Raw genomic sequence first — 22,590 nt, 5'->3', positions numbered from 1 at the left:
GAGGAAATAGGGCATGCATATCAAACCATCACTTAGCCGCAAAATTTTTATGGCCTGCAACTATACCTTTCTGATTGCACTCGGGCTGCTTTGTGTTCTGCCTATGGTCCATATTCTCGCTCTATCGTTCAGTTCCAAGGGACCGGCAACCGCAGGAATGGTCGGGCTGTGGCCGGTCGACTTTACACTCAGCTCTTATGAATATGTGCTGACCAAACCGCAATTTCTGAAGGCCATGTGGATTACCGTACAGCGCGTCGTACTGGGTACGAGCATCAGTATGTTGCTGACGCTGCTGATTGCCTATCCCTTGTCCAAGGAAGCCAAGGATTTTGCCTTCCGTACACAATACGCCTGGTTCTTCGTATTCACTACGCTGTTCTCCGGCGGTTTGATTCCCAGATATATGACCATTCGTGATACGGGGTTGATTGACACCCTCTGGGCACTCGTCATCCCGGGCGCAGTTGCCGTGTTCAATGTCATCCTGCTGCTTAACTTCTTCCGGGGGCTCCCCAAAGAGCTGGAGGAAGCCAGCTTCATCGATGGTGGCGGTTATATGACCAGTCTGTGGAGAATTTACGCGCCTCTCTCCTTGCCGGCCATGGCTACAGTAACCCTGTTCACGGTCGTTGGACAGTGGAATGAATGGTTCGACGGCTTGCTGCTGATGAACACGCCGGAGAAATATCCGCTCTCCAGTTACTTGCAGACCGTCATTGTACAGGAGAATCTGACCAAGGTGACCGCGGATCAGGCCGCCATGCTGGCGGAGGTATCCAATCGGACCTTCAAGGCTGCTCAAATCTTTATCGGCGCTCTGCCAATCCTGTGTGTATATCCGTTCCTCCAGCGCTTCTTCGTTAAGGGGATCGTGATGGGCAGTGTGAAGGAATAGTTGTGAAATCTGGAGGGATCGAGATATGAGCGAACTGCTGGAAGGGGTACACCATTATAGTACGGAATCCAGTTGGGTTAAGCCGGACAACCCGCTGCTGTTAGAGCGGCTGGAATGGTTCAAGGATCAGAAGCTGGGGCTGATGATGCACTGGGGCCCTTACTCCCAGATCGGACTGGTGGAGTCCTGGGCGCTTAGTGATGAGGATGGTACCTGGTCACGGGATGATGTGGACTGGACCACGGATATGGCCGGCTTCAAACGGGAGTATTTTGATTTGAACCGCACGTTTAATCCCATCCGTTTTCAACCCGAGGTATGGGCGGAGCTAGCCGCCGAGAATGGCTTCAAATATTTGACGTTCACAACCAAACATCATGATGGCTTCTGCATGTGGGATACCCATACGACCGATTACCGGATTACAGGACCGGATACTCCCTTTCACCTTCATCAATATGCGGATATTTGCCGGGAGCTGTTCAATGCTTTTCGCACCAAAGGACTGGCTATTTCCGCCTACTTCTCCAAGGCGGATTGGCACACTCCCTACTATTGGACACCTGGAATGGAGCGTGGCGACTTTATGTGGCGCGGGCCTTCCTATGACCCCGAGAAGCAGCCCTGGCTTTGGGAACAATTTGTCCAGTTCACCCATCGTCAGCTAGAGGAATTACTCACCCGTTACGGACGAATTGATCTATTGTGGCTTGATGCTGGGTGGGTTCGCGGCGGAGAGCGCAAGCAGGATATCAGGCTCGGCGAATTGGTGGACCGGATGCGCCAGCACCAGCCCTGGTTGCTGACAGCCGATCGCACGGTAGGAGGACCCTATGAAAATATTGTAACTCCGGAACAGACCGTTCCTGAGCAACCGATGGATATTCCGTGGGAAAGCTGCATTACGATGGGCACTTCTTTCTCCTTCAAATATGAGGACCAGTACAAATCCGTACGCGAGTTGGTTCATCTGCTGATTGAAACGGTGGCTAAAGGGGGCAACCTCGCGTTAAATGTGGGCCCTCAACCTGACGGAAGATTGCCCGCACCAGCCATTGATCGAATCAAGGGACTGGGGCAATGGCTGGGGTTACATGGGGAGGCCATCTATGGTACCCGAATACATGACCTCCACGCCAGCGGACGCTTCTTCTTCACCCGCAAGGCAGAGCATGTCTATGCGCTCGCTCTCTATCAGGAGGCTGAGCGTTTGGAGAGTAAAATTCTCATTCCGCTAGCCAGCAAAATCCAAAGGGTGGATCTCGTTAGCGGTTCGGAAAGTCTTCAATCTCATCAAACAGATGAAGGGATTGAGGTATCTCTTCCCGCCGATATTCAGCTTGAAGAGCAGGCTCCTATCGCGCTAGTATTTCGTCTGTGGTCACAGTAATAGAAGAAGCCAATTCCCGTGGATGACGAGAATTGGCTTCTTTCTGCGTAAGGCCCGTGTTAAGGCAACATGTTCTTATAAGTGGTGTAGTAATGAATGGCTAGCCCACCGTATCCATCAGAGCCGGTGAAATAGGCGTCTACCTTCTCCAGTTCCTGGTTCATGTAGGCTTCGCCCTCCTGGTAGAAGGTGACGAACTCCGGATCGCCCGGCACATCATAGGTCTCTACTCCAATAACCACCTTCTTGCCAATGGTACTGCCGTAGTCAACCTCGTTCTGCCCGTTCTGGATAATGCCATCCGGCCCTTCAGCGAAATCACGGTAATCCATAATTGTTACATAGTCCATAACGTCCTGAACATGCTTATGCATTTCCTTGGTCACCCCATTATGAGTGATCGAGAACGTATCATACCAGAACGGAATATCTCCCGAGAAGGTCATGGAAGAGCCGCTGCTTGTCAGAAGTTGCTGGGACTTCGCTGCCAAATTAAGATAATCGACACTTAATCCTTGTCTATTTGTCGACCAATCAGGCAGGGTATAGGGTTCATTATCATGATGAATACCATCAAACCGTTCATTCACCGCAGAAGCTGCATTGTAATCAATCACATCCTGCAATCTGCCAAGAGGAATATGATGGTTCTCTGCTCGCACCCAATCTGACTGACCATCCAGAGCCTCTACCTGCATATTGTTAGCATGTGCCTGCGCTATGAAAGCACGATAGTGGTCCGGGTTCGTCGTCAAATTGGTCCCCGTATTCACATAAAGCATGTTAATTCCTTTAGATAATGAGAATTGAATGAGTTCAGAACGTGCTGCGGGAGTTGCCAAGTCCGACAATTCCCATACCCAGAGCGCTTTCGTTCCCCCGCCAGTGCCATTATCGGGAGTAGCTTGAGTGAGAGAAATATCGTCTATATAGCCATATCCGCCAATATTCGGATTTTTGTAAATATACACTTGAAGCTTGGCCGTACCCGGAATCGTCGTGAAGGTCAGCGTCTTGGGTGCGTAAGCCGTTGTCGTATAGAACAACTCAAACTTCCCGCCTGCCAATCTAACCCCGTTGACATCCAGACAATCAACGCCAAGGATCACTGTCTCTCCCGTGACACTTACCCGTCCTGCCCCGGAAAGCTCATATTTGGTGGAGGGAGTAATTCCGTCAATAATCTGGCCTGCGCCGCTTTCACCCGTGCCTAACCGTGCCGCACGGCTGCCTTCGTACACAGGGGAAGTCACGGTGGTTACGCCGTCCCAATTGGACCAGGACGCCAAATTCGACTCGAAACCTCCGTTCGTGACTAGATTAGTCTCTGCCGCATAACTCTTCATGACAGGCAACACGCCAATCAGTAACAACAAGGCCACCCAAACCTTCAGCACTCTTCCAACTACGTTCGTTTTCATCCCTTCGCCTTCTTTCCTATTTATTTGGTTCAATGGACAAAATATTTATTCAACCCTATACAGAACTCCGCACCTTCACTGTAACACTGAAGGAGCCTTGAATAACTTCTGAAGCATCAACGTCGCCGAGCCGTGCAAAGAGCCCTCTTCTCTGTATGAAGACGCAATCAAGCGCTCTGGTGCAAATGGCAGCGGGAACGGGAATTGTACGAGATTATCACGCAGCTTCTCGAAGAACAATTCCGAATCAATCATCCAGCCCTCGATAACTACCACCTCAGGACTGATAAAATTAACAGCCGTCGCCACCAGCAGCGTCGACACATACAAGATTTGCTTAAATATAGGCTGGAGCCATTCTTCTCCGGCTTCATATCTCCGTAAGATATCTTCCATAGAGTCAGGAATTTTCACTCCAATTGTCTTGGCTTCCTGCTTGCAGCGTTCCATAATAAAGGGTGTTGTAATTACTGTCTCGATGCTCCCACCACTGGAGTTAATCGGGATGTGAGCAATTTCGCCAACGGCGCCCATATATCCGGAGAAGATTTCCTTGTTAAGCACTAGCCCGGAGCCAATCCCTTCATTGATGGTTAAATATAGCAGGTGGTTTCTGTTCTCGCCAGCCCCGCCATGCATTTCCGCAAATGCAGCAGCATTGGAATCGTTAGTCACTTGAAATGGTATGTCTGGATATTTGCTGGACAGCTCGCTTTTGACATTTAAATCTTTAATTTTCAGAAAATTAGAAAGCGTAATAACTTCGCCCGACTCATTGATGATACCTGGAACCGCAATCCCAATCCCTTTGACTAGCTCCAGCTTGAGGCCAGGCACCTTCGCTATACAGGCTTGGATAGAAGCATCGATCTGACCAATGATTGCCTCATTCCCCGTACGGACTTCAATCTTATACTCTGATATCTTCTCACCAATTAAATTAAATACAGCACATACTAGCCAGGTATTCCCGACGGAGACGCCCACCACGTAACCGCCATTGGGCTTAATTTGCAGGCTCATAGCTCTGCGGCCGGCACCAACCATGGATTGCTCCCCGGCTTCCTCGACCATATTATCAGCAATGAGTTCCTCCACAAGACCGGATACCGTCGTTGCGCTGAGACGCGTTATCTTCGAAATCTCCGCTCTGGACAACCGCTGCTTGCGGTGAAGCAAATTAAGTATGGTTGCGGTATTAATTTCCTTCATTAACTGAAGGTTACCTTTCATCGTCACAGCCATAATACCCCTTCTCTTCTTGCAATGATGCGTCTATTTTATCATATTTTTCAAATTCTAACATTTATATCGATCAAGCTTTTCCTACGAGAATCCCGGTTAACGCCTTCACTGAATAGTCTGAGGTAGAGCCGACCATGACTACTCCCGCAGCCTTCGAAAGGCAGTCTACATCATAAGGATTTCTTAAGACCAGATGTAATAATGGCTTATGGGTAGCCTGCAATTGTTGGGCGAGAGCCGTCTGCCCACCGAACAGATGCGCATTCAACGTTCCCTGAATGATGCAATCATAATCCTGTAATTGTTCAGTGAGGGCCGTGATCTCTTCCGTCTGAGGGTCCAGCGAGCATGTGCTTGATTGCACCTGAAAGCCAGCTTCTTCTAGTAACCGAGCAAGAATCATCTCGGAATCGCTAGAATTGTCGGCTACTGTCAGCTTCTCTTGCTTCGGCAAAATTAGCAGATAACGTTGGTTCTTGTTCATAGGGAGCATCCCCTGTGGATCACGCTCCACCACAACCGTTCGACTAGCCAGCTTTAAAGACTCTGACTCCCATTGCTCACGAGGAAGTGGCTTGGCTGCAAGCTGATAGCGTTCAAATGACTGATGTAAATGTCTGATTCTGGCGATGGACTGGTCAATTTGCTCCTCCGCAAGCTCTCCTCGCTCAATGGCCTCCACGATTCCTGCGACCACACGCTCCTGGAATTCAGGTGTATGGCACATCAAAATTTGGTCCACACCGGCTTTCGCCGCCATAACACCAATCTCCTCAGGCGAATAATTGTCCTTAATCGCCCCCATCTCCACATCGTCGGTACAGATCACCCCCTCATAGCCTAATTGCCCGCGAAGCAGTTCCTGAACAAAAAATGGACTCAGTGAAGCAGGAAGCCCCTGGGATTCCGGAATATTCGGAAATACCAGATGGCCCATCATGATTGAATCTACGCCGGATTGAATTGCATCCACAAATGGCAGCAGCGGTCCCTTGCCAAGCTCCTCCAACGTGAGCGGACATTCGGGCAACACATAGTGGGAATCCCCACTGACCTGTCCATGCCCCGGGAAATGCTTCGCCGTTACTGCAACCCCGGCTTCATGCATGCCGCGAATAAAGGCTTGTCCATACTTGCCTACAGTCTCCGGGTCTTCCCCATAGGATCTGACCCCAATGACAGGGTTGTTGATGTTGGTATTCACGTCCAGTACAGGGGCCCAGTCCATCGGAATGCCAAGCGCATGCAATTGGCTTCCAATAATCTGTCCCTGCATATAGGCGGCTTCCGGATCACCACTTGACGCAATGGCCCGATTGCCGGGGATATAAGGGTAGAAGGCTTTGAAATTGGATAAGCTCCCTCCCTCTTCATCTACTGAAATGTAATAGGGACCGGACTCACTGCGCGATTCATGAAGTTGGTGAAATTCTGCGACGAGCTGCTGTACCTGGGCTTCGGTGTTAATGTTATGCGGAAAGATGCCGGCTCCGCCAAACCCGTACGCTTGCTGCCGTTCCTGAAACGGTTCTCCCGCCTTCAAGGAAGGTACTCCAATCACGCACATTTTCCCTACCTTTTCCCGTAAGCTAAGCTTGATTGTAGCCATGTCTTCATTATTGACTTTCATAGATATAGAACCTCCGAACGATCTTAAATGCATTTATTCTTTCACGGCTCCACTGGTCATCCCTGCAATGATATATTTCTGGAAAATAATAAATACCAGCAGGACCGGCAAGGTTGAGATGCAAGATGCTGCCATCATATGCACCCAATCAATGGAGTTGAAGCCTTTATACAGTGCTAAGCCTAACGGCAATGTTCTCATATGCTCAGAGTTGGTCAGAATCAGAGGGAAAATAAAGTTGTTCCATGATCCCAGGAACTGCACGATAATGAGCACACCCACGGCCGGCTTCGCCAGCGGAAGGATGATACGCCAGAATACGCCGAATTCCGTTGAACCATCGATCTTGGCTGCTTCTATAATTTCATTGGGCAAACCGGACATGTACTGCCTCATGAGAAAGATGCTCATTGGCGCGATCAGATTAGGTATAATAAGTGCTGCGTAAGTATCAATCCAGCCCAGTTCCCTCATTAAGAGAAAGAGCGGAATCAGGGTGACCTGAAATGGAATCATCATCGTAGACAGGATAATCATGAACAGGGCATTCTTCCCCACAAAGGTCAGCTTCGCAAAAGCATACCCGACCATAGAGCCAAATATAATGTTCCCGACCACTACGGATACGGCAATAATCGTACTGTTCAGGAAATAACGGCCGAACGGCCCGCTGCCCAGCACATCCACATAATTTTGTAACGTGATCTGTTTGGGGAAGATATCCGTGAAGCTCTTGATGATCATGCCATCGCCTTTTAGCGACATGCTAATCATATACAGGTACGGAAATACCATAACGATCAGAGGGATCAGGAGCACCAGGAAGACGATGGATGTACGCAAGGTTGATTGCCGGTGACTCATTCTCCTACCCCCTTATTAATACGCATCAGCCACATCTGAACGGCCGATATCAGCATAATGAATATCATTAAGATATAGGCAATCGCCGACCCTTTACCCAGTTGCAAGCTGGAGAATGCCGTATTGTACATGTACAACACCATCGTGGTCGTTGAGTTCAGAGGCCCCCCCTTGGTCATGACATACACCTCAGAGAAGACTTGTAGCGAGTTGATGGTGTTCATGACAATAACCAAAATGCTCATATGCCGCAAATGTGGTAAAGTCACATTCATGAACTGGCTCCATAACCCCGCCCCATCAATGATGGCCGCTTCATACAGACTGGCAGGAATCGATTGCAGGGCAGCCACGTACATCAGCATGTAGAAGCCCACGGCCGTCCAAATCGACATCGCCATAATAGAAGGAAATGCTGTTCTTATGTCCAGGAGCCATTGCACCTTCTGAATGCCAAAAGTGCCTAGAATCGAGTTCAAGATTCCGGAAGGTGCGTACAGCAGCATGAACATCATGGATACGACGATGACTGAAGTCACGGTTGGCATGAAGAACGAAACCCGGAAGAAGATTTTGCCGGGGATGCGGCTGTTCACAGCAATAGCCAACACCATCGACAGTACCGTAGTAATTGGAACCGTCACAGCCACGAAGTACAAGGTATTCCAGAAGGCTTTCTTAAATACAGGGTCGCTTAGCGTATCCAAATAGTTCGTGATTCCCACCCAATTGGACTCCAGCTTAAGCAATCCGGTTTCAGTAAAGCTAAGATATAACGAGAAAATAATTGGAAACAAACTGAATACCAGAAACGATAATAGCCACGGCGATAGAAACAGATAAGCTGTGGCGTTTTGGCGCAGCTTATTACGGCCTGCTGTGTTCATGTTATACCTCCATGGGCAAGGGGATGAACGTCCCCTTGCCCCTTGATTTTTATCTTGCGAGCAATTTATTAATGTTGTCGGAGGCAGTCTGTAATACTTCTGCTGCAGAAGTTTGCTGCAATACAGCTTTCTCTACCGCAGTCGTAACCTCTTCAGAGATTTTTTGCCATGCCTTCAGAGAAGGTGGATTCTGAGCCGTAGCAACCTGCTTGGCAAATATAGCGATCTCCGGCTTGTCCGCGAAGAACGGATCAGCTTCTACTCCCGGGAAGGCTGGGAATACGGAGGTAGCAATCTCTGTAATCTTCATTGCATTTTGCTTACTGGTCATGAATTCAACAAATTGATAAGCTTCCTCAGGATGCTCTGTCTTGGCCGAGATGGACAAAATTTCTCCTCCCGAGAAGGACACCGAGTTACCTGCTGGCGCTACCGGTATTTCCGCCACTCCCCATTTCAGATCAGGCGCATTCTGCGCTAACCCCCGTAGATTCCAGGCACCTGAGATGAACATCCCTACGTTCCCTGCCGCAAATTCCTGGCCAATCATGCCATCTTGAGCGACAAGCGATACTTTGGACAGCTCTTGAACATACTCAAGCGTTTCGACTGCCGCCGGTTCGTTTAAGGCACTAGCCGTTTCATCCGCATTCAGGAAATTCCCGCCGTTGCTCCATAGGAACATAGAGAATTGCGTCCAAGGAGTCTCGGCCTCTCCCGCAGCGATACCAAAGCCTTTGGCTCCCGTATTCTCTGTGATTTGAGCGGCTGCTGCTCTCAGCTCTTCCCAGTTCATTGGAGCCTTCTCAGGGTCCAGGCCAGCTTGCTCAAACAGCTCTTTGTTGTAGAACAATGCGCGTGTCCCCAATAACCAAGGTACACCGTAGATTTTGGAATCGTAGGTTACACCATCCCAACCAACGTATTGGTCCTTAATGCTGGACACCTTGTCCGATAGATCCAGTAGCACATCCTGGGAAGCAAACTGTGTAACCCAGGTGTTGCCAAGTTCCACCACATCAGGCGCCTCTTCAGCAGCAAAGCTCGTAGTAATTTTGTCCAACCCGTTATCCCAAGTGAGTTGCTGTACATCAACCTTCACTCCAGGATGGGTGCTTTCAAATTCTTCAATGATTGGAGCAATGTTAATATCCGTACTGTCATCCATGGAGCCCATGAACTGCCAGAACTTAATGGTTTTCACTTCGGATGGAGTATCACCAGTTGACGACGGTTGAGATCCTTTGGAAGAATTGTTGCCACAAGCAGCTACGAGAACGATTACAAAACAAAAAAATAATGGCAAGATCGCTTTTGAACGCATTTCTGAAATGCCCCCCTCGAAATAGTAAATTAGAACCTAAACTCATTTACTTACCGCCAAAAAACCGCTCGGATCCTCCTATTCATAAGAAGTATAATTATTACGTCCACTGGACTTATTAATAATATATGCTTTTTGTTTTAACCTGTCAATCAGCTTTCATCACATATATCTAACATGAACATTACATAAATTGCCATGGTAAAGCGGATACATCTAAATTGCGCTTCTGAATATTGTGATGATAGACACACTATCAGACAAAAAGAGACCTGCGCCCATGATGGCTGCAGGTCTCTTTTTGTCTGATTTACTAAAGTTTAAAATGCCATAACAATGCCCTTCTCGTTGGCATAGACCGAACTGATTCCTCTTGTCGGGACAATCAGGATTTCATCGAAATGGAACTGACTTTTGATTTTGTCTCTCAACTTTTCAGCAAGTCCAGGGTTGTTGCAATGAGCGATAACCATGCTTTCTCCTCGGGTGTCTTTGCCACTCTTGCCAATCGTATCTGCCAGCTTCTCAACAATTTGCTTCTGTCCGCGCACATGAGAATGCAGACCGATATTTCCATCATCCGCTTTCATGATCAGCTTAATGTTAAGCACCGAGATTAATTTACCCGTTATTTTATTGAGCCTTCCATTTTTCAATAAATTATCAAAGTTATCTAGCACAAAATACGTCTTCATATCATGAATAAAGCTATCGATCGTGGAGATAATTTTAGATCTTTGATGACCCTCTTTGATCATTTTAGCCAGCTTCACGGCAATTAGCACCTCACCAGCACAGGCGCTCTTTGAATCAAATACATGCACCTCAGCATTCGCGTCTTCTTCCTCTATCATGGACTTTCCAAGCACAGCACTTGCATATGAGCTGGACAGGTGGCTGGAGATCGTAACTGCAAAAGAGGATGGCGCACCTTGAAAAGCTTCTTTATATAACATAGGCGAAGGAGAAGCAGACCCCACCTTACCTGTGCAATTTTTCATTTCTTCCATAAAGCTCGGCAAATCAAGCTGCTCGTCGTCTACAACGTTCTTGTCTCCTAACGTTATGGTTAGCGGGACCGTAACTATTCCCAAGCTTTCACTTAACTCCGGAGTTACATCACAACAACTATCAACTACAATTTTATGACTCAAACGCTCCACCCCATCATTTTTGTTTCTTTCATTCAGCATTTCATTTTAACCATTGTACTTATTTTATCAGCCTTATCTCAACTTTTTCTCAATTACCTTCAACTAAAGCTTAACTTTTCTGTAATTTTACCATTACGGCTGTGCCGTTGCCTTTCTCGCTTTTTAGGGACACCGTACCTCCGCATAAGGTGACAATCCGATGTACCAGCGCCAGACCAAGGCCATTGCCCTTCACGTGGTGGGAACGCTCTCCTTGATAGAACTTGTCAAAGGCATGCTTCATCACCACTTCATCCATACCAATGCCCGTATCTTTTACGATGACAACAATGTTAGTGCCTTCCTCATAACATTCAATCGACAAAAGCCCATCCTGATCGGAAAATTTAATCGCATTATCGATCAAGTTACTCCACACCCTGGCTAGCAGGGATTGACTACCATATATATAGGTTTCATCCATATTGATATCTATAGTCAGATTCTTGTTCTCCCAAATACTTTCAAAGTCTAGCAGAACACGCCGAATTTGCTCATCCAGTTGAAATCGTTCCTTTTGCAAAATAATCTCCTGATTTTCAATCTGGGATAAAGAAAGGATACTTTGCGTCAACTCTGTCAGCCTGCCTGTATTCTCTAAAATAGTTCTTACGTACTTTCTCTCTTCTTCCTTGGTCAGGGTCTCATCCTGCAATAACATAGCATAGCCCTCAATCACCGAAAGAGGGGTCTTGAATTCATGTGAAACATTGCTGACAAAGTCATTTCTGAGCGTCTCCGTATTGGATAACTCCCGCAGCATAAGATTAAAATTTTCCGCAATTTCTCGAATCTCATTGGCAATACTGCCTTCCTCCAAACGCACTGTGAAGTCACCTCTAGCTACCTTCTTTGCTGCATCATTAATATTTAGAATGGGACGCAACATTTTCTTGGATACGTAAGAAGAGAGCAAGGTTCCGACGACAATACTCACAATAGCAATGAACATGGAGGAGGTAATCACTCCCGTTAACGGACTTTCCGTCACCCGCAGCAAAATGTATATAATCAGGAAAGTGAGCACCATTGACACTGTAATAATAATTGCCATAATCAGTGCAAATATTTGTGAAATAGTTAGCTTGTCCCTGAACTTATTCACTTCGCTTCACCGCTTTGAATCCAAGTCCCCGAATCGTTTTGATTTCGAATGGTGCGTTCTCCTTGAAGCGATCCCGAATTCTGCTCATATGCACGTCCAGTGTATGGGGAGTGCTCTCTGTGTCCATCCCCCAGATTTCATCCATAAGCTGCTGCTTGGTAAAAACTCTGTTGGGGTTGGATAACAGCTTGTACAATAGATAGAACTCTTTTTGCGGAATAACCATATCTTCACCATTCAAGCTGACCGTCAGGTCATCATAAAATAACTCCATGCCCTCAAATTGCAGCTTCTTTTCATTTACAATTCTTGCTCGTCTAAGCAAAGCCTGAACGCGTAATATCATTTCATTGACATTCACCGGCTTAATCATATAATCATCGGTACCCGCCCGAAAGCCACTCTGTATATCCTCAAAGGCCCCCTTGGCAGTAATCAGCAACACCGGCATATGGTGTCCCATATCACGAATGTTTTTTACTAATTCATATCCATCTATATTCGGCATCATAACATCTGAAATCATAAGATCAATGTATTGCTTGTCTAGAATATCCAATGCCTCCGCACCATCTTCCGCTTCAAAACAGGCATAACCGTTCTTGGATAATACTGTGCAGAACAGTGTTCTTAATGCCTGGTCGTCTTCGGCTACTAAAATGCTAAACATTTGCACCATCTCCCAGTAAAGTTATTAACAGAATAACATGATTCATTCAAGTTAGATTCAATTGATACGGATGATAGCTGATTTTCCCCAAAATAATTACAGAAAAAACTAAAAATTGTACAGTTTTTAATTTTTTTCGAAAGGTATAATGAGGTCGTTAACCTTGAAAGCGATTTCATTTCAAATCCAAGGAGGACTGTAAATGATCAGGAGAAAATTCAAGTATGTGTGGCTCAGTCTCGCCCTACTGCTAATGTTGCCCCAATGGAGTGCAGCGGCAGCGGAAGCGGAGCAGCCCCCAGCTTCAGCAACGGCACCGGAAGGAGCACAGGTGTCGGATTTCTATAATATTATTATGCAAACAGGCGCTGACCCCTGGGTCTATAAGCACACGGACGGCTATTATTATAACGTATTTGTTAACGCCAGTGGCATCATGATTCGCAGAGCGAAGACCATCACTGGAATTGAAGCAGGCGAGAGAAGCCTTGCTTGGACACCGGTTAAAAATACTATGTACAGTTCCAACATATGGGCCCCTGAAATGCATTACCTCAAAGACACCGACGGCAACTACAAATGGTATATTTACTTCGCCGCTGACAACGGAACGAATGCCAATCACCGCATGTATGTGCTGGAAAATACCAGTGATAACCCGCTGACCGGAACCTGGGAGTTCAAAGGGAAAATTACCGACTCTTCCGACCGCTGGGCTATCGATGGTACAGCACTGGAGGTCAATGATCAGCTTTATTTTATTTGGTCCGGATGGGAAGAAACGGATGGGAGCTTTCAAAATTTATATATTGCCGAGATGAGCGATCCGCGAACCATTAGCTCAGAGCGAGTCTTAATCTCAACGCCTGATTATGATTGGGAATCATCTCCGGGACGAATTAATGAAGGTCCGCAAATTACCATTAAGGGCAATACCATCAACCTGGTCTATTCCGCTAATGGAAGCTGGACCGACAGTTATTGCCTGGGGCTTATTACCGCCAGCATCAGCGATGATTTAATGGAGCCTGCCTCCTGGGTCAAGCGGGATCAGCCTATCTTCTCTAGCGCCAATGGTATTTACGGACCAGGCCATCACAGTATTGTCACGTCTCCTGACGGGACGGAAGACTGGATTATCTACCATTCCGCCCGTTGGCCTGGTTCTGGATGGACCCGCAATGTCCGCACACAGCCATTCACCTGGAATGGAGACAATACACCCAATCTGGGGGAGCCTGTCGATCCGAATATCCCCATCAACATACCTTCAGGCGAACCCATGCGGCAGCGCTATGAAGCGGAGAATGCAGTGCTGGTCAAAGACCCAAGTGGTGTAACCTTTCCTAGCGTCAGACGGGAAGCCACAGCTTCTGGCGGAATGAAGGTCGCTAATTTTAACAACGCTAATGATTATGCCGAATTTACTGTAAACGTGCCTCACACTGGATTTTATATACTGTCTGTACGTAATGCCAACGGTTCCCCCAATGCGGCGGAAGCCTCCTACCTCTTATCGGTTAACGGCCACTCCGGCGCTAACATGAACATGGTCTATTCCGGCTCCAATCGTTGGGGAGCCTCCACCGCAAAGGTCTATCTGGAGGAAGGGAATAATGTCCTTCGCTTCTCCAAGGGAAATCATTTTGCCGAAATCGACAGTATCGATCTGCTCCCACTGGATACATCGGCAATTTTATTCGATTCTCCGGGATTCACGTTAGGGCTCGGTGAAGTCCGCAGTCTCCCTCTCTATACGGTAACAGGCACTACCTATACGGCTATCGATACAGGCCTTGTACTTAGTTCTTCTAATACGAACGTCGCCATCATTGACGAAGGAACTAAGGTTAAGGCAATCGGAGCAGGCAGCACCACCATCACCGCGATGTATAACGGGAAAACAACGACAGCCGCCGTCACCGTTATGCCCGAGCCTAAATCTGTGCAGTCCGTCAGCATCAGTGGATTGGGCCACATCCTGACCAGATGGCAGGCAAGTGAACCACTTCTGGTAACCGCACACTATAACAACTATGAAGTTCAAGATGTGACAGCCAATGCTCAGTATACCAGCAGCGATCCCGACGTAGCCAGGATTGAGGCCGATACGGTCACCCAAACGGTATATGCCATACAGCCAGGCACAACGGTTATTACTGCCGAATACAACGGCAAGATAGCAACACATAAACTAACGGTAACTTCGGCTTCCGATATGCTTGACGTGATCTCTATCGTGAGAACGCCTTCCGGAGTCATTCCTACCCCGCCTAACGTTGTTGATGTCGTTGCTAATCATGTATCCAAAGAGGCTGATCTCGTCAGTTGGGAACTGGCCGGGCTTGATCTCAGCTCACTTGGCACCATTCAGGTACCTGTTACCCTGCAATTGGAGGGACAGCATTATACCTCTACCCTTCCCTTAGAAATTGTTCCTAATTGGGGACTTGATGAAATTGTGGCTCAACTCCGCCAGAAACTAGCTAATTTCTCCTACCCTTTGGGTGAGGGGCTGGGCAACTACAGCCAATTGAAATATGATGCCTTCGTGGCTCAAGTGGATCATGCAGACGAGTTGGCCGGGAATGCTGATTTAAGCAAGGAGCAGTATGACGAGGAACTGGAGCAACTAGCTCAAGCGGAAGCCGATTTGCTAGGTTCACTCCATAACATTCAAGATGGCGTGGTTTATAACGCCTACCGGGATTTCTCTGGCGACACCGTAGGCAAATATCCTTATGGCTTCACCACCGAAGATCTGACTAATGGGGCGACCGCCACTGTGCAACAAGAGGACGGAAACAAATTTCTGCGACTGACGACAACCGCAACTTCGGGCAAAGCCAATCTATTCCTGCCGTTTACAGGCGAAGTAAAGGCTGAAGCTGATCAGCGTATCGTCATTGAATATCGCGCCCGATTGAACAGTACCTTCCCTTATGCCAATGGGGCTATGGTCAGAAACGACAGTGGTACAGGCAACTATTCCATGGTCACCGCTTTTGATGGGGATAAAATCATTGCACAAGATGGGGGCTCGAAGAAAAGCGTTCAAAACTTCTCACTGAATACCTGGTACAGCATTAAGATGGTATCCAACTGGAATGCCAAGACCTATACCGTCTACATCAATGATGTGGCGGTCGCAACGGACTACAGCTTCCGCCACACCGGTGGGAGCATGCTGACAGGCCAGCGGTTCGGCATCGATGGCTATGCTAATGCCTCGATCGACTTTGATGAATTTATGGTAAGCATTATACAGGTTACCCAATAAGCAATACTAGCTATAAAGGTTGAACAAATGATTTAGGTAAAGAAGCAGACGAGAAAATGTCCTACTGACAACACTCGCATTAGGCAGAGCACGATAATATCCTGCCTAATGCGAGTATTCTAATTATAAATAGTTATTATTACAAATTCATCTGGCTACGGAGCATCCGGTCAAGTACACGGTCTGGTAAAAACCGTACCAAGCGAGTCAGTAGTACGGAATCACGACCAACTACATATCGGGTTTTGGGTTTGCGATCTTGAATAGCACGTAAAATGACTGTTGCCACTTTCTCAGGGGAAATACCATGGCTCGCCCAGGCTTCTGCCTGAGCTTTCACAGCGGCGAAGAGACGGTCATGACGCTGATGCTGTTCTGGAGTCATCAGCTTGGCGAGCCTTTCTGCTGTCGTAATCCCTTGCTCAGACATCCTTGTGCTAACGCCACCCGGAGTAATCATAATGACCTTCAGCCCTGATGAGGCCATTTCTCTGCGGAGACTATCATTAATTGCCTCCATGGCAAATTTCGCCGCCGAATAAATGCCAAACCCCGGCATTGAGATTTTGCCACCAAGCGAACCAATGTTTACTACGCGACCACCACTAGCTAGTAAGGCAGGAGCGAGCGCCTGAATAACTGCAACCTGACCAATGACACTGACTTCAATCTGACGGCGCAATTCATCAAGCGGGACCATTTCCAAGGGAGCATTGATGGCGATGCCTGCATTATTTACAACCGCCCTCAAAGGACGATGATAGGGATCATCTTTCACTCTCTTTGCCAATTCCTTTAATGTGTCTACATTAGTTAAATCGACAATTACTGCTTCAATATTCTTCTGGCTGATTTTATCGGCATCTTCCTGGCGCCGAACACCTGCAAGCACATGATAACCTTCTTCCGCCAGACGTTTTGCAGTAGCAAAACCGATGCCGCTAGACGTACCAGTAACTACTACTAGCTCTTGATTTTTGGATGACATAGTAACCCTCCTTAAGAATCAGAAGCGGCTCACTATAACACCGCTATATCGGTATTATAGCAGTGCTATAATACAATGTCTATAGCACTGCTATATAAAATTTAAAGGAGTAAATTATGGCGTATAAACACGCAAAAAGGGCTCCGTCATCGAAGCCCTTCCTTTTCATCGTCTGAGTTTAATATAAGCTGCATGGCACTTTCTCGAATAAGGTGTATAACGGACGGCTCGGGTGGAGGCGTCTTACGAGTTTCGGCCGTTACGTGTAATAAAGAGGCCGCATTCGCAGAGGCCCAAATCAATCCCGCTGCCGTCTCCAAAGGCACCGCCAATTGATCTTCGTCTGCAATAGCCTGAACGTTATGCACTAGTAACTGGTATGCCCTTGCAGCAGCCTCAATTTGAGCGCCTTCAAGCAAACGCCCCATCATCGCCGAATACAGCCGGGGTCGAGTTGCAGCGAATCCCACAAAATTGTCCCACCCTTGCCGAAGCGCCTCCTGTGGATGACTGGACAGCACGGCAGTGCTTTTTCTTTGAAGCAACTGCTGGAAAGCCTCCATGATAGCCGCACTCAACAGCCCATCAGCATTCCCAAAATGATGGTAGAGCGTAGGCGCCGAAACCTGGGCAATCGTGCAAACGGCTCGTGTGGAAAACTTTGCTCCGCCTTCCTCTTCAAGAACCTGAAGAGCTGCTGCGAGTATTTTCTCATAAGTATTCATAACTTGATTATAACAACGCTATATTTGTCTGTCCATTTGGAACAGTTGATGAGGATGACACTTTATATTTCCGTAGTCGAAAGGATGTTCTAGAGCTACACTTTGCCTCGCAATTAAAATGTGCCGCGGTAGAAAGTTAGGCCGTAAACAAAATAAAACAGCCCCCCTAGATTTGGAATCTAGGGGGGCTGTCTCATGTGTTACAGTTATACCGGCGAGAGGACTCGAACCTCCACGGTTTCCCACTCGATTTTGAGTCGAGCGCGTCTGCCATTCCGCCACGCCGGCGCATTATAAGGTTGTTCAAAGTGCGGAAGACCAGACTTGAACTGGTACGGTAGTCACCTACCGCAGGATTTTAAGTCCTGTGCGTCTGCCGATTCCGCCACTCCCGCATAGTTAAGATGGAGGCGCCACCCAGACTCGAACTGGGGATAAAGCTTTTGCAGAGCTGTGCCTTACCACTTGGCTATGGCGCCATATAAAAAAATGGAGCGGACGACGGGAATCGAACCCGCGACCCTCGCCTTGGCAAGGCGATGCTCTACCGCTGAGCCACGTCCGCATATAAAAAGACTGGGGATATAGGATTCGAACCTATGAGTGACGGAGTCAAAGTCCGTTGCCTTACCGCTTGGCTAATCCCCAATATTCAATTATTTAGATAAAAATGGGGCGATCGATGGGACTTGAACCCACGAATGCCGGAGCCACAATCCGGTGCGTTAACCCCTTCGCCACGACCGCCATAAAGACAAATATTAAGTTGTTTAGAAAAAGTGGCAGGGGCAGCAGGAATTGAACCCACACCAAAGGTTTTGGAGACCTTTGTTCTACCTTTAAACTATGCCCCTAGATAGGTAAAACTGGTGGAGGCTGATGGATTCGAACCACCGAACTCGTCAGAGAACAGATTTACAGTCTGCTGCGTTTGGCCACTTCGCTAAGCCTCCATGTGGTGCCGGCGAGAGGACTTGAACCCCCAACCTACTGATTACAAGTCAGTTGCTCTACCAGTTGAGCTACACCGGCTCTTCAATTGTCAGTGAAACAATGGTGGCTCGGGACGGAATCGAACCGCCGACACGAGGATTTTCAGTCCTCTGCTCTACCGACTGAGCTACCGAGCCTTACATAAAATAAGTTAAATGGCGGAGCCGACGGGATTCGAACCCGCGGTCTCCTGCGTGACAGGCAGGCATGTTAGGCCTCTACACCACGGCTCCACACTAGGTATTGCAATTGCGGGGGCAGGATTTGAACCTGCGGCCTTCGGGTTATGAGCCCGACGAGCTACCGGGCTGCTCCACCCCGCGTCAGTAAAATTCTTATGGTGGAGGCTGAGGGGCTCGAACCCCCGACCCTCTGCTTGTAAGGCAGATGCTCTCCCAGCTGAGCTAAGCCTCCAATGGGAAAAGACAAGTTCTATTGTACCAGATCATAACAGAGTAAATCAAGCTATGATTTCAAGAAAATGGTGACCCGTAGGGGATTCGAACCCCTGTTACCTCCGTGAAAGGGAGGTGTCTTAACCCCTTGACCAACGGGCCTAAATATTATGGCGGAGAGAGAGGGATTCGAACCCTCGAGACGCTTGTGACGCCTACACGATTTCCAATCGTGCTCCTTCGGCCAACTCGGACACCTCTCCAGATATAAGATCCCAGGAAGCAATGAAGTATATCTCGGAAGTATAACCTACTTCCTGGGAACTTGACTCCCCGAACAGGACTCGAACCTGTGACAACTCGATTAACAGTCGAGTGCTCTACCAACTGAGCTATCAGGGATCATTATGAAGTTTTCAAGCGTTTAATCGCTTGAAAACTGGATACGAAACGAATTTGCGAATTAGTTCTCCTGAAGTGCTCTTCACGGCTTATTCAGCCTGACGCCACGCTTCGGAGTTGTTTTGGATAAGCCCTCGACCGATTAGTACCTGTCAGCTCCATACATTGCTGCACTTCCACCTCAGGCCTATCAACCTCGTCGTCTTCAAGGGGTCTTACTAATTGGGAAATCTCATCTTGAGGGGGGCTTCACGCTTAGATGCTTTCAGCGCTTATCCCTTCCGCACTTAGCTACCCAGCTATGCTCCTGGCGGAACAACTGGTACACCAGCGGTGCGTCCATCCCGGTCCTCTCGTACTAAGGACAGCTCCTCTCAAATTTCCTACGCCCACGACAGATAGGGACCGAACTGTCTCACGACGTTCTGAACCCAGCTCGCGTACCGCTTTAATGGGCGAACAGCCCAACCCTTGGGACCTACTTCAGCCCCAGGATGCGATGAGCCGACATCGAGGTGCCAAACCTCCCCGTCGATGTGGACTCTTGGGGGAGATAAGCCTGTTATCCCCAGGGTAGCTTTTATCCGTTGAGCGATGGCCCTTCCATGCGGTACCACCGGATCACTAAGCCCGAGTTTCCTCCCTGCTCGACTTGTCAGTCTCGCAGTCAAGCTCCCTTTTGCCTTTGCACTCTGCGAATGATTTCCAACCATTCTGAGGGAACCTTGGGGCGCCTCCGTTACTCTTTAGGAGGCGACCGCCCCAGTCAAACTGCCCACCTGACACTGTCCCCATACCGGTTCACGGTACCAGGTTAGAACTCCGATACGATCAGGGTGGTATCCCAACGGCGCCTCCAAGGAAGCTTGCGCTCCCTCTTCCTAGGCTCCCACCTATCCTGTACAAATCGTATCAAAGTCCAATATCAAGCTGCAGTAAAGCTCCATGGGGTCTTTCCGTCTTGTCGCGGGTAACCTGCATCTTCACAGGTATTAAAATTTCACCGGATCTCTCGTTGAGACAGCGCCCAAGTCGTTACGCCATTCGTGCGGGTCAGAATTTACCTGACAAGGAATTTCGCTACCTTAGGACCGTTATAGTTACGGCCGCCGTTTACTGGGGCTTCGGTTCACAGCTTCGGATTGCTCCTAACCGCTCCCCTTAACCTTCCAGCACCGGGCAGGCGTCAGCCCGTATACTTCGCCTTGCGGCTTCGCACAGACCTGTGTTTTTGCTAAACAGTCGCTTGGGCCTTTTCACTGCGGCCCCCTCGTGCTATTCACACTACCGGGGCACCCCTTCTCCCGAAGTTACGGGGTCATTTTGCCGAGTTCCTTAACGAGAGTTCTTCCGCGCGCCTTAGAATTCTCTTCTCGCCTACCTGTGTCGGTTTGCGGTACGGGCACCTTCTCCTGGTTAGAGGCTTTTCTTGGCAGTCTGAGATCATGACCTTCGCTACTGTAATTTTCACTCCCCATCACAGCCCAGCCTTACGGTGTGCGGATTTGCCTACACACCAGCCTCACTGCTTGGACAGGCATCCATCAGCCTGCGTCACTACCCTACTGCGTCACCCCATCACTCATAACGGATTACGGTGGTACAGGAATTTCCACCTGTTGTCCTTCGACTACGCCTTTCGGCCTCGCCTTAGGTCCCGACTTACCCTGAGCGGACGAGCCTTCCTCAGGAAACCTTGGGCTTTCGGCGGATCAGATTCTCACTGATCTTTTCGTTACTCATACCGGCATTCTCACTTGTATACTCTCCAGCGCTCCTTACGGTACACCTTCTACGCATATACAACGCTCCCCTACCCCNACCTTGGGCTTTCGGCGGATCAGATTCTCACTGATCTTTTCGTTACTCATACCGGCATTCTCACTTGTATACTCTCCAGCGCTCCTTACGGTACACCTTCAACGCATATACAACGCTCCCCTACCCCTGATACTTTTAAGTATCAAGCCATAGCTTCGGTGGTGTGTTTAGCCCCGTTACATTTTCGGCGCAGAGTCACTCGACCAGTGAGCTATTACGCACTCTTTCAATGGTGGCTGCTTCTAAGCCAACATCCTGGTTGTCTGTGCAACTCCACATCCTTTCCCACTTAACACACACTTGGGGACCTTAGCTGATGGTCTGGGCTGTTTCCCTTTTGACAATGGATCTTAGCACTCACTGTCTGACTCCCGGTTAGTAGTCTATGGCATTCGGAGTTTGACTGAGCTTGGTAACCCTTGGCGGGCCCCGCACCCAATCAGTGCTCTACCTCCACGACTATTCCACCGAGGCTAGCCCTAAAGCTATTTCGGGGAGAACCAGCTATCTCCGAGTTCGATTGGAATTTCTCCGCTACCCCCACCTCATCCCCGCATTTTTCAACATACGTGGGTTCGGGCCTCCAGTGCGTGTTACCGCACCTTCACCCTGGACAGGGGTAGATCACACGGTTTCGGGTCTACGCCTACAAACTAAAACGCCCTATTCAGACTCGCTTTCGCTACGGCTCCGGCTTCTCACCTTAACCTTGCTTGCAAACGTAACTCGCCGGTTCATTCTACAAAAGGCACGCCATCACTCATTAATAGAGCTCTGACTTCTTGTAAGCACACGGTTTCAGGATCTATTTCACTCCCCTTCCGGGGTGCTTTTCACCTTTCCCTCACGGTACTGTTTCACTATCGGTCGCTAGGAAGTATTTAGCCTTACCAGATGGTCCTGGCGGATTCATACGGGGTTTCACGTGCCCCGCACTACTCGGGATCCGTCTCGGAGAGAGCACACTTTCGATTACAGGGCTTTTACCTTCTTTGGCGGGCCTTTCCAGACCTCTTCGTCTAACATGCTCCTTTATAACTCCGTGTGAGACGTCCCACAACCCCAAGGAGCAAGCTCCTTGGTTTAGGCTTCTCCGCGTTCGCTCGCCGCTACTGACGGAATCACTTTTGTTTTCTCTTCCTCAGGGTACTTAGATGTTTCAGTTCCCCTGGTCTGCCTCTTCACTGCCTATGTATTCAGCAGTGAGTGACTAGGTATTAACCTAGCCGGGTTTCCCCATTCGGACACCCCCGGATCGATGCTTGCTTACAGCTCCCCGAGGCAGTTTCGTTGTTCGCCACGTCCTTCTTCGGCTCCTAGCGCCTAGGCATCCTCCGTGTGCTCTTAGTAGCTTAACCA

General features: G+C 48.5%; 14 protein-coding genes, 16 tRNA genes and 1 rRNA gene. 3 read left to right on the top strand and 28 right to left on the bottom strand.

The window, feature by feature from the left end:
• The first annotated feature begins 13 nt into the window (after positions 1–13).
• Both BN3279_RS03905 and BN3279_RS03900 read left to right on the top strand, forming a co-directional pair.
• A complete protein-coding gene (locus BN3279_RS03905) occupies positions 14–898 on the top strand; it encodes a carbohydrate ABC transporter permease (protein ID WP_059049337.1) in 885 nt (294 codons plus the stop codon).
• A 25-nt stretch (positions 899–923) separates the two neighbouring features.
• Entirely contained in the window at positions 924–2,288 is a 1,365-nt protein-coding gene (locus BN3279_RS03900) for an alpha-L-fucosidase (protein WP_059049336.1), read from the top strand.
• A 59-nt stretch (positions 2,289–2,347) separates the two neighbouring features.
• Here the strand turns inward: BN3279_RS03900 and BN3279_RS03895 are convergent, their stop codons facing one another.
• The 9 genes from BN3279_RS03895 to BN3279_RS03855 form a co-directional block, all read right to left on the bottom strand.
• Entirely contained in the window at positions 2,348–3,709 is a 1,362-nt protein-coding gene (locus BN3279_RS03895; protein ID WP_059049335.1) for a hypothetical protein, read from the bottom strand.
• 75 nt (positions 3,710–3,784) lie between these two features.
• On the bottom strand, positions 3,785–4,954 hold the full coding sequence (locus BN3279_RS03890) for an ROK family transcriptional regulator (RefSeq protein WP_059049334.1): 1,170 nt from the start codon (positions 4,952–4,954) through the stop codon (positions 3,785–3,787).
• Positions 4,955–5,024: 70 nt separating this feature from the next.
• Positions 5,025–6,584 (bottom strand): glycoside hydrolase family 3 N-terminal domain-containing protein, encoded by a 1,560-nt coding sequence (locus BN3279_RS03885; RefSeq protein ID WP_059049333.1) that lies wholly within the window; start codon positions 6,582–6,584, stop codon positions 5,025–5,027.
• 33 nt (positions 6,585–6,617) lie between these two features.
• Positions 6,618–7,448, bottom strand: a complete 831-nt coding sequence (locus tag BN3279_RS03880; RefSeq protein WP_059049332.1) for a carbohydrate ABC transporter permease — start codon at positions 7,446–7,448, stop codon at positions 6,618–6,620.
• Positions 7,445–8,335, bottom strand: a complete 891-nt coding sequence (locus BN3279_RS03875; protein ID WP_059049331.1) for a carbohydrate ABC transporter permease — start codon at positions 8,333–8,335, stop codon at positions 7,445–7,447. Before BN3279_RS03875 ends, BN3279_RS03880 begins: the two co-directional genes overlap by 4 nt.
• A 49-nt stretch (positions 8,336–8,384) precedes the next feature.
• Positions 8,385–9,539 (bottom strand): sugar ABC transporter substrate-binding protein, encoded by a 1,155-nt coding sequence (locus BN3279_RS03870; RefSeq protein ID WP_157686438.1) that lies wholly within the window; start codon positions 9,537–9,539, stop codon positions 8,385–8,387.
• 440 nt (positions 9,540–9,979) lie between these two features.
• A complete protein-coding gene (locus tag BN3279_RS03865) occupies positions 9,980–10,852 on the bottom strand; it encodes a DegV family protein (protein WP_232436749.1) in 873 nt (290 codons plus the stop codon).
• Positions 10,853–10,922: 70 nt separating this feature from the next.
• Positions 10,923–11,906, bottom strand: a complete 984-nt coding sequence (locus tag BN3279_RS03860) for a HAMP domain-containing sensor histidine kinase (protein ID WP_059049667.1) — start codon at positions 11,904–11,906, stop codon at positions 10,923–10,925.
• A gap of 43 nt (positions 11,907–11,949) precedes the next feature.
• Positions 11,950–12,627 carry a response regulator transcription factor gene (locus BN3279_RS03855; RefSeq protein ID WP_059049329.1) on the bottom strand — a complete coding sequence of 226 codons (678 nt, stop codon included), beginning with the start codon at positions 12,625–12,627 and terminating at the stop codon, positions 11,950–11,952.
• Between the two features lie 202 nt (positions 12,628–12,829).
• On the opposite strand from BN3279_RS03855, the gene BN3279_RS03850 reads away from it, so the two are divergent.
• Positions 12,830–15,907 (top strand): family 43 glycosylhydrolase, encoded by a 3,078-nt coding sequence (locus BN3279_RS03850; protein WP_059049328.1) that lies wholly within the window; start codon positions 12,830–12,832, stop codon positions 15,905–15,907.
• 139 nt (positions 15,908–16,046) lie between these two features.
• Here the strand turns inward: BN3279_RS03850 and BN3279_RS03845 are convergent, their stop codons facing one another.
• The 19 genes from BN3279_RS03845 to BN3279_RS03755 all read right to left on the bottom strand — a co-directional run bounded on the left by BN3279_RS03845 (position 16,047) and on the right by BN3279_RS03755 (position 22,589).
• On the bottom strand, positions 16,047–16,895 hold the full coding sequence (locus BN3279_RS03845; RefSeq protein ID WP_059049327.1) for an SDR family oxidoreductase: 849 nt from the start codon (positions 16,893–16,895) through the stop codon (positions 16,047–16,049).
• A 146-nt stretch (positions 16,896–17,041) separates the two neighbouring features.
• Positions 17,042–17,620 carry a TetR/AcrR family transcriptional regulator gene (locus tag BN3279_RS03840; RefSeq protein ID WP_059049326.1) on the bottom strand — a complete coding sequence of 193 codons (579 nt, stop codon included), beginning with the start codon at positions 17,618–17,620 and terminating at the stop codon, positions 17,042–17,044.
• A gap of 209 nt (positions 17,621–17,829) precedes the next feature.
• Positions 17,830–17,908, bottom strand: a tRNA-Leu gene (locus BN3279_RS03835).
• Between the two features lie 21 nt (positions 17,909–17,929).
• Positions 17,930–18,015 (bottom strand) — tRNA-Leu (locus tag BN3279_RS03830).
• Between the two features lie 10 nt (positions 18,016–18,025).
• Positions 18,026–18,099, bottom strand: a tRNA-Cys gene (locus BN3279_RS03825).
• An 11-nt stretch (positions 18,100–18,110) separates the two neighbouring features.
• Positions 18,111–18,185: transfer RNA gene (locus tag BN3279_RS03820), tRNA-Gly, on the bottom strand.
• An 11-nt stretch (positions 18,186–18,196) separates the two neighbouring features.
• Positions 18,197–18,268 (bottom strand) — tRNA-Gln (locus BN3279_RS03815).
• Between the two features lie 23 nt (positions 18,269–18,291).
• A tRNA-His gene (locus BN3279_RS03810) sits at positions 18,292–18,367 on the bottom strand.
• A 33-nt stretch (positions 18,368–18,400) separates the two neighbouring features.
• Positions 18,401–18,474, bottom strand: a tRNA-Trp gene (locus tag BN3279_RS03805).
• A 13-nt stretch (positions 18,475–18,487) separates the two neighbouring features.
• Positions 18,488–18,573: transfer RNA gene (locus BN3279_RS03800), tRNA-Tyr, on the bottom strand.
• A gap of 3 nt (positions 18,574–18,576) precedes the next feature.
• Positions 18,577–18,652: transfer RNA gene (locus BN3279_RS03795), tRNA-Thr, on the bottom strand.
• Between the two features lie 22 nt (positions 18,653–18,674).
• Positions 18,675–18,750: transfer RNA gene (locus tag BN3279_RS03790), tRNA-Phe, on the bottom strand.
• A 19-nt stretch (positions 18,751–18,769) separates the two neighbouring features.
• Positions 18,770–18,846: transfer RNA gene (locus BN3279_RS03785), tRNA-Asp, on the bottom strand.
• A gap of 16 nt (positions 18,847–18,862) precedes the next feature.
• A tRNA-Met gene (locus BN3279_RS03780) sits at positions 18,863–18,936 on the bottom strand.
• Between the two features lie 15 nt (positions 18,937–18,951).
• A tRNA-Val gene (locus tag BN3279_RS03775) sits at positions 18,952–19,027 on the bottom strand.
• A 68-nt stretch (positions 19,028–19,095) separates the two neighbouring features.
• Positions 19,096–19,170: transfer RNA gene (locus BN3279_RS03770), tRNA-Glu, on the bottom strand.
• A gap of 9 nt (positions 19,171–19,179) precedes the next feature.
• A tRNA-Ser gene (locus tag BN3279_RS03765) sits at positions 19,180–19,271 on the bottom strand.
• Between the two features lie 66 nt (positions 19,272–19,337).
• Positions 19,338–19,410, bottom strand: a tRNA-Asn gene (locus BN3279_RS03760).
• Between the two features lie 122 nt (positions 19,411–19,532).
• Positions 19,533–22,589 (bottom strand): 23S ribosomal RNA (locus tag BN3279_RS03755).
• Position 22,590: the final 1 nt, after the last annotated feature.

This window comes from Paenibacillus senegalimassiliensis, from assembly GCF_001486585.1.
In the GTDB taxonomy this organism is placed as follows: domain Bacteria; phylum Bacillota; class Bacilli; order Paenibacillales; family Paenibacillaceae; genus Fontibacillus; species Fontibacillus senegalimassiliensis.
The sequence above is the reverse complement of the archived record's forward strand: the minus strand, read 5'-3'. Positions and strand labels throughout refer to the sequence as shown.